This is a genomic window from Deltaproteobacteria bacterium, assembly GCA_011773515.1.
Taxonomy (GTDB): domain Bacteria; phylum Desulfobacterota; class Deferrimicrobia; order J040; family J040; genus WVXK01.
Map to the genome: position 1 here is coordinate 86,188 of WVXK01000057.1, position 6,814 is coordinate 93,001.

Sequence of the window (6,814 nt, forward strand, 5' to 3'; positions counted from 1 at the left end):
TCCTCCCGGTTACGTTTTACACGTAGCCCTTTTCGTACCACTCGTTCACGGTGCTCATGGGGTATCCCAGCAGCTCGTGATAGATCTTGGTGTTGTCGGCGCCGACCGGCCTCATCTCCCACAGCTTCCTTCTCGGGGTCTTGGACATCAGGCCGGTACTATATGTGCTGTGCGTCACCAGGTCTCCGTAGAGGGGGTCATCCAGCCACCGGACCGTGCCTCTCTCGTGATAGTGGTCGGATTTGTAGACCTCCTCGTCGTTCAAGATGGGCATGGCAAGGAGCCCTGCCTCCTCGAGAATTTTGACGACTTCCGATCTGCTCTTGTCGGCTGCCCACTTCTCCAGCTCGTCGTATATTTCCACCTGAGGTTCGGCTTCTACCCTGTCCTTGTGTGTCTTGTACTTCTCGAAGAGGTCGTTGCGCTTGATCACCCTGCACAGCTCCTTGAAGTCCTCGTCCTGGAACGCGCTGATCATCACGTACCTTGCCTCGTCGGCGAGCTGGGGGTTTTTCGCGTCGGGGTAATCGGATTTGCCGCATATGATGATGCCGTGGACGCAGAGCTGGGTGTCCCAGTTTCCCCACCGCTGGCGGACGATGCCGAACCTGCCGTAGAGGGGAACCCCGTATCCGCAGCACCTGGTCGCTGCCTGCACCTGGGAGAACTCGATCATCGTGCCGAGCCCCGTCTTCCTCCTCCAGTGAAGGGCCGCGAGGACGGCGACGGTGATCTGGGTCCCCGAATACCAGTCTATGCACCAGTTGGTGGCCTTGGTCGTGTGTCCGCCGAAGTCCTCGTGGAAGCCGGTGATGCTGGCGAGACCCGCATGTGATTGCCCCAGTATGTCGTAAGATCCCCCGAACACCTTCGGGCCGTAGCCGAAACCGCCACCCCACACGTAGATGAACCGGGGATTTATCTCCTGGAGATACCGGTAGCTCTGTTTCCACCGGTCGAAGGTGCCAGGGCGGTAGCACTCGGTGAGCCCGTCGGATATCTTGACGAGCCGGTAGAAGGCCTCCTTCATCTCGTCGAGGTGGTAGTCAAGGGATATGGTGTACTTGTTGACGTTGGCGTTTGCACACCCGAGGCCCATTCCCGTCCTTGGCCTCGAGTCGTGGAGGGGGAACACGTAGGCCTCGTTGAAAGGAGAGGTGTGGCGCATGGGGTCTCCCATCCTGGGCATCTCTATCTTGATCACCTCGGCCCCGAGCTCTGCGAGGTTGGCGACGGCATGGGGCGTGAAGATATACATGGTGCAGCTCAGCCACCTGACGCCTTTGAGCGCCGCGGGCTTTACGAACTCGTTGCCCACATCGAAGATTCCCTTGCAGTACTCTCCGAAGGGAGCCTTTTCTGCCTCAAGCTCCTCCCTGCTCTTGGGGCCGGGAAGATCCTCCAATCTCAACTCTGTTTTCACTTTTTCCATCACACTACCCCCTTCTCTTTGAGTTTTCTAAGCGTCAAGGGCCCTATGCCGAAGTACTTCCGGAATATCTCCCCGTTGTCCTTTCCCAGGGGCCTTCCCAGCCACTTCACCCTTGCCGGTGTCTGCATCTGGAAACCCTGCGGCGGGTATGCGTACATGAGGGTCCCGTAGTGCTCGTCCTCGATCGTGTGCACCCAGGGGCGATACTTGAAGTGGGGGAACTCAGCGACCTCATCGAGATAGAGGAGGGGACCGGCGGCGATATCGTACTCCATGAGTTTCTCTTCCGCCTCGATCCTGTTGATGTTTCTCAGCCACATGGAGGTGACCGTGTAGGTTTTTGTGAGAGCCTCCAGGGCGTTTCTGGCGCCCATCTCCTTCAGGCGGGGGTCCTCGCCGATGAGTCTCCCGAACTGGGGAAGGTCTCTCTCTATGCACATCCCTATCCGGTACCAGAGGCGGTCGGACTGTCCGCCGATCATCATGTAGCCGTCTTTGCAGGGGTTCCAGGCGTACTGGTTCAAGTTGGGGTCCCAGGATCCTGTCCTCGACTTTATGCTCTCGTTGAATCCGTACCAGGTTATGTCGAAGTCGAGGATATCCATCATCGCTTCGGCGGAGGTCGTCTCGATGAACTGACCCTCTCCGCTGAACTCCTCCCTCCAGTAGAGGGCTGCAAGGATGTTTACTGCCGCCTGCTCGCCGCACACGTAGTCGGCAAGCCACACTCCCGATCTCGTGGGGTCGCCTCCCTTGCCCCTCGGCAGGAGGTCCGGGGGATAGCCGGTATTGTGGACCCAGGAATCGGCCACGAGGCCGAAGGGGTCGAGCATCCACTGGCCGAACTTTGATACCTTGTCTTTCATCGGCCCCCACTGTCCCACCTCGCCTGTCCAGCAGTAGATGAGCTTGGGGTTGATCTCTTTGAGCTGCCGGTATCCGATGCCGAGCTCATCCGTGAAGCCGGGGGGATACCCTTCGATAACGATGTCCGCGTTCGCCACGAGCCCCTTGTAGAGCTTCCTGCCCTCCTCGGTTTCAAAGTTGAGGGTCACCGAGTGCTTGTTCCTCATCTCGGAGATGAACTCGAGCCCGGAGGGCTCACCCGTCTCAGGGTCACGGAGCATGTACTCTTCCCTTCCAAAGGGCGTCAGTTTCCTGAGGGGGTCCCCCTCGGGAGGCTCGATCTTGATCGTCTCCGCTCCGAGTTCGGAAAGGAGGGATGCTGCAAACATGTGGCTCAACCTCCAGAGGCCCACTTCCAGGACGACCAGTCCCTGCAGGGCTTCGGGTTTGGCAAAGTTGTACTCCATCCGGAGGTTGTCCTCGCACCACTTGCCGAACTCTTCTGCTTTCCTCTTGGCGTAGACGTTTTCCATTACCTCTTCCGGGGAAGGAGGTGGTGTTACCGGCCAGGGGCGGACGTCGGGAGACATCATTTCGAGGGTGTCCGCGCGAGACTTGATCTCAACATCCTTCTTTTCTTTGGCCATAATCAACCTCCCTTGATTGACTGAGTTAAGTTCCCTTGCCTATCTTCCTTCATAGACAGCTCTCTTCGGGTAATTTCATGTATCACCCCCTCCGTAAAGCGATTTTTTCGGGATCGTTGCCCGAAAATCATAACACCGTTTTAGCAGGTAAAAGGTTTTGACAGCTAAAAAGTTTTATCTAATAAAACAAAATTATTCTAATATATTATAAATCCAATTTATCTGTTTTCTCGTTGTTTGTCAAGGAAAAATGGATTTTTGATCAGGAATTTCGCTATTTGAAGTCATTATTTTTAAGAGACATGAAGTGTCCGGTAATGGGGGACTTGAAGGGAAAAAGCGTGCAAATGACCAAAAATAAAAAGAAATACCGTTTGGAAAATACTGTGGCTCGCATCAATTTTAAGCTTGTAATGTAACCAATATGATGAAAAAATTGTATTATACGATAAAAAACAATTTTCAACCGGGAGGGTATGGTTATGATGGGGAAACCTGCCCGATGCCCCGTATGTAATGCACCGATGATCGAAGACAGGGACTCCTGTTTCAAGCCCCCCTCTGAATGCCCGTATAAAAATATCTCCTACCCTGAGCTGTGCTCGCTCCACGACAAGATATACTTTGGGAAGTGGAGAAAGATGTCGGCAACGCCATACGAGGTGCGGAGGGCCAAGAGAAAGATCGAGCGGCTGATATTCAAGGTGAATGAAGTTTCCGACAGCATCGACGTCGAGCAGGCAAGGGCAAATATCAGGAAGGCTCTTGAATCCCTGGAATACGCCAATGTAAAAGTTGACCCCTTTGAAGCCGTTAAGTACATGGACAGGGCGCTTTCATTCGTGCATCACGCCGTCAACGACTTCCTCCATAAACGGGGAGAGAAGGGGCACAACCCGGCCGATTACGAGCAGTTTTACGATATCATCCTCCCCTTCAAGGAGGACTGGTGAGCCGTTGTAGGGGAGGGCAGGTCTTTCTCCCCATCCCCTCCATGGAGAAGGAAACCTTCCGGCTATGATGCTCCCCGGCGTCGGGGAAGGGGCGTCTACTTCGCCTCCTGCGTCCCCTTGAAATCTCCCCTCAGAAGGGAGAACCAGTGAAAGCTCATCAGGTAGGAGTAGAGGTACGTTCCTATGATGACGAGAACGAAGACCATGACGATATCGAAGGCGTCTCCCTGGAGGGTAAATCCTGGCACGTAGCCGAAGAGAAAGGGGCCCAGGTAGAGGAACTTGGCGAACTTAAAGGACGCAAAAGCGGTCCTCCACATGTTTGCCTCGGCGATGGTGGCTCCCGCGAAGGCGGCAAAACCGGCCGAATAACCGACGAGCATTTTGAAAAAAAAGATACGTTCACTATAGCACGAAAAATCACGGGGAATAATCCGGGCGGGCTTTGTGGGCTTGGAAAGCGGAAGCGCCCCGGATCAAAGAGCAAAAAAGGATCGGGAGGCTTTCTCGTGCAGCCAAAGGCGGTCGTTTCATCGGGCACTGTTTTTCCGGATGTTCTTTTTCACGGTCTGGACCATCTCCTGTTTCAGGTCCCAGAGCCGTTCCGTGAGGGACACGTGGTAAATGTGGGGGTTCACGAGGCGCTTGACGCCCGGGTCGAGCCTCTCCATGTCACTGCGGCGCAGGGTGCGCATCTCTTCGATCGACGGCATGTGGCGAACGACTTTCCCTTCCGCCATGACATCCACCAGGAGGGGTTCCATCCCGCTGATATCCTTCATCTCGAGGATCCTGAAGGTTTTCGCCTCCGTCGGGTGGTGGAGGAGGATTTTTTCCATCCCATCCGGGTTTTCTTCGGCCGTTGCGATGAGGTCTGCGTTTGCCTTTCCCCTGGTGTCGTATATGCGCCAGGTGCGTTTCATCCCGGGATTCAGTATTTTCCTGATGGACTCGGAAATTTTGATGGCCGGTGTCCACTCGCCCCCGTTTTTCAGGGCCACGAGCTTGTAGACCCCGTCCAGGGCTGGCTCCCCCTCTGACGATATCAGGCGGGTACCGACCCCGAAGACGAGCCTGCCGACCATGTGGTCCACGTCCACGCCATATTTGGACGCTTCCTGGGTGATCTGGCTGATGATCTGCCAGATTACGAGCTCGTCGAGCTGGTTCGACAGAACGATGGAGGTTTCGGGAAATCCCGCGTCGCTGAGCATTTTTGCCGCCTGGATACTCAGGTATGCCAGGTCACCCGAGTCGAGACGGATACCCAAGGGCTCGTGGCCTTTCCGCCTCAGCTCCTCGAAGACGGTGATCGCGTTCGGGATCCCGCTTTTAAGTGTATTCACCGTATCGACGAGGAGGAGACAGTCGTCGGGGTATACCTCGGCGTAGGCCCGGAAAGCATCGAGCTCGCTGTCTCCCTGGGCCATGAAGGCCTGGACCATGCTGTGTGCATGGGTGCCCTTCGGCGGGTAGCCGAGGACGCAGGATATTCCCGTGTTGGAGGTGTAATCCGCTCCCCCGATGAGCGCGGCGCGCGCCCCCGCTATCGCCCCCCGATCCTGCCCCCGCCGCAGACCGAACTCGATCGTCGTCTGTCCCAGGGAAGCCTCGTGGATCCGTGCCGCCTTCGTGGCGACGAGGATCTGGTAGTTCAGCTGGTTAAGGAGCGGTGACTCGAGTATCTGGGCCATGACGAGGGGGCCCTCGACGACGGTCAGGGGGACGTTGGGGTGGACGACCCGTCCTTCGGGGATGGCCCGAATCGTGATCCCGTCGAAGTTGCCTCTCTTTTTCATCCAGCCGAGGAAGTCGTCCGCGAAAATCCTCCTGCCCGCCCTCCCTCTCTGTTGTGACAAAAACTCGATCTCCCTCTCGCCGAACCGTGCTTCCGCCATCCAGTCCAGAAGCCATCCGAGGCCGGCATTGATGCAGTATCCCGCCATGTGAGACCCGTAGTTCGGGTAGGAACGGAAAAAGTGGTCGAACTTGGCCTGTCTTTCGTGTATCCCCATCCGGTAGTACAGCTGGGCCATGGTGAGCTGGTACAGGTCGGTGTACAGGATGCCTTCGGTCGTCTTGCGCAAAGAACTCTTCACGATCTTCCCCCGGCAAGCCCCTGGAATCGGTTCCCTTTGGCGGTCACTCCGGCAAGGCGGTGCGTTAATTTAACATTAGCACGGTTGCGGTTGTCCTGTCCTCTCCAAACACGGGGGCCGCCTTCTCATCGGGATTCAATGATGGGGAAACCTCCGTCTTTTGTGAGGTCTTTCACAGAACGGGCCGTTGAACTGTTCTACAGTAACAGGTGGAGAGAGTGGCTTTTTCCGGTACGGGAAGAGAAGAGAAACCTCCATCGAGCGATTCTCAATTTGTATCGAATGGAGGCAGGGGATGGAAGGTATGCTCGTTGTGACAGGGTCGTGGATCTCCTGGTTCGGGGGACTGCTCCTTTTTCTCGTTGCCGCGAGCGCGATCCTCCTCGCCGAGGAATACGAGGAGGAGAAAAAAAGGATCAGAGAGGCGGTATGGGCCCACTTTCCCCCCTCGTATCGTGAGGAGGCGAAGTCAGGCAGGGATGATCTCGACAGGGCTGCCTGATCCGCGAAAGATCCAAACGGGCAGGTCGATCAGCGAGGGCCCGTGAGGATTGGTATCGAAAGGGGGTGAGCTGACCATGGCAGTGATGACGAAATTTTCCTGCTACGACTGCGGGCACGTTTTCGAAGTACCCTACGGTTCAGGGAGGCCCATGGCGTGTCCCGCATGCATCAGCCTCAACATTCACAGGGCATCGCAGGAGTGGTGCCCCGGCAGGCGAATACGCCCGGACCGGAGAGGATGCGGCGGGCAGCGGGGTTTCGGGCGCGAATCGAGGTAAATGCCCCAAACCCGCCCTCTCTGGCGGTACCCGCTGTGTTACCAGAGCCAATCGT

General features: G+C 56.5%; 6 protein-coding genes. 2 read left to right on the forward strand and 4 right to left on the reverse strand.

What is annotated here, in order from left to right:
- Positions 1–16 precede the first annotated feature (16 nt).
- Positions 17–1,432 carry a CoA transferase gene (locus GTN70_06295; protein NIO16595.1) on the reverse strand — a complete coding sequence of 472 codons (1,416 nt, stop codon included), beginning with the start codon at positions 1,430–1,432 and terminating at the stop codon, positions 17–19.
- Positions 1,432–2,925 (reverse strand): hypothetical protein, encoded by a 1,494-nt coding sequence (locus tag GTN70_06300; protein NIO16596.1) that lies wholly within the window; start codon positions 2,923–2,925, stop codon positions 1,432–1,434. Before GTN70_06300 ends, GTN70_06295 begins: the two co-directional genes overlap by 1 nt.
- A gap of 482 nt (positions 2,926–3,407) precedes the next feature.
- Between GTN70_06300 and GTN70_06305 the strand changes: the two genes are divergently transcribed.
- Complete coding sequence (locus GTN70_06305) at positions 3,408–3,878, forward strand: hypothetical protein (GenBank protein ID NIO16597.1); 471 nt, start codon at positions 3,408–3,410, stop codon at positions 3,876–3,878.
- 95 nt (positions 3,879–3,973) lie between these two features.
- Here the strand turns inward: GTN70_06305 and GTN70_06310 are convergent, their stop codons facing one another.
- Positions 3,974–4,261, reverse strand: a complete 288-nt coding sequence (locus GTN70_06310) for a hypothetical protein (GenBank protein ID NIO16598.1) — start codon at positions 4,259–4,261, stop codon at positions 3,974–3,976.
- Positions 4,262–4,408: 147 nt separating this feature from the next.
- On the reverse strand, positions 4,409–5,977 hold the full coding sequence (locus GTN70_06315; protein NIO16599.1) for a nicotinate phosphoribosyltransferase: 1,569 nt from the start codon (positions 5,975–5,977) through the stop codon (positions 4,409–4,411).
- Between the two features lie 295 nt (positions 5,978–6,272).
- Here GTN70_06315 and GTN70_06320 point away from each other — a divergent pair, with 295 nt between their 5' ends.
- Positions 6,273–6,479: a hypothetical protein gene (locus GTN70_06320; GenBank protein NIO16600.1), complete on the forward strand. Its 207-nt coding sequence runs from the start codon at positions 6,273–6,275 to the stop codon at positions 6,477–6,479.
- Positions 6,480–6,814 lie beyond the last annotated feature (335 nt).

Excerpts from the sequence above, each read along its gene's own strand:
- GTN70_06295 (NIO16595.1), bottom strand. The coding sequence starts at position 1,432 with ATGGAAAAAGTGAAAACAGAGTTGAGATTGGAGGATCTTCCCGGCCCC.
- GTN70_06300 (NIO16596.1), bottom strand. The coding sequence starts at position 2,925 with ATGGCCAAAGAAAAGAAGGATGTTGAGATCAAGTCTCGCGCGGACACC.
- GTN70_06305 (NIO16597.1), top strand. The coding sequence starts at position 3,408 with ATGATGGGGAAACCTGCCCGATGCCCCGTATGTAATGCACCGATGATC.
- GTN70_06310 (NIO16598.1), bottom strand. The coding sequence starts at position 4,261 with ATGCTCGTCGGTTATTCGGCCGGTTTTGCCGCCTTCGCGGGAGCCACC.
- GTN70_06320 (NIO16600.1), top strand. The coding sequence starts at position 6,273 with ATGGAAGGTATGCTCGTTGTGACAGGGTCGTGGATCTCCTGGTTCGGG.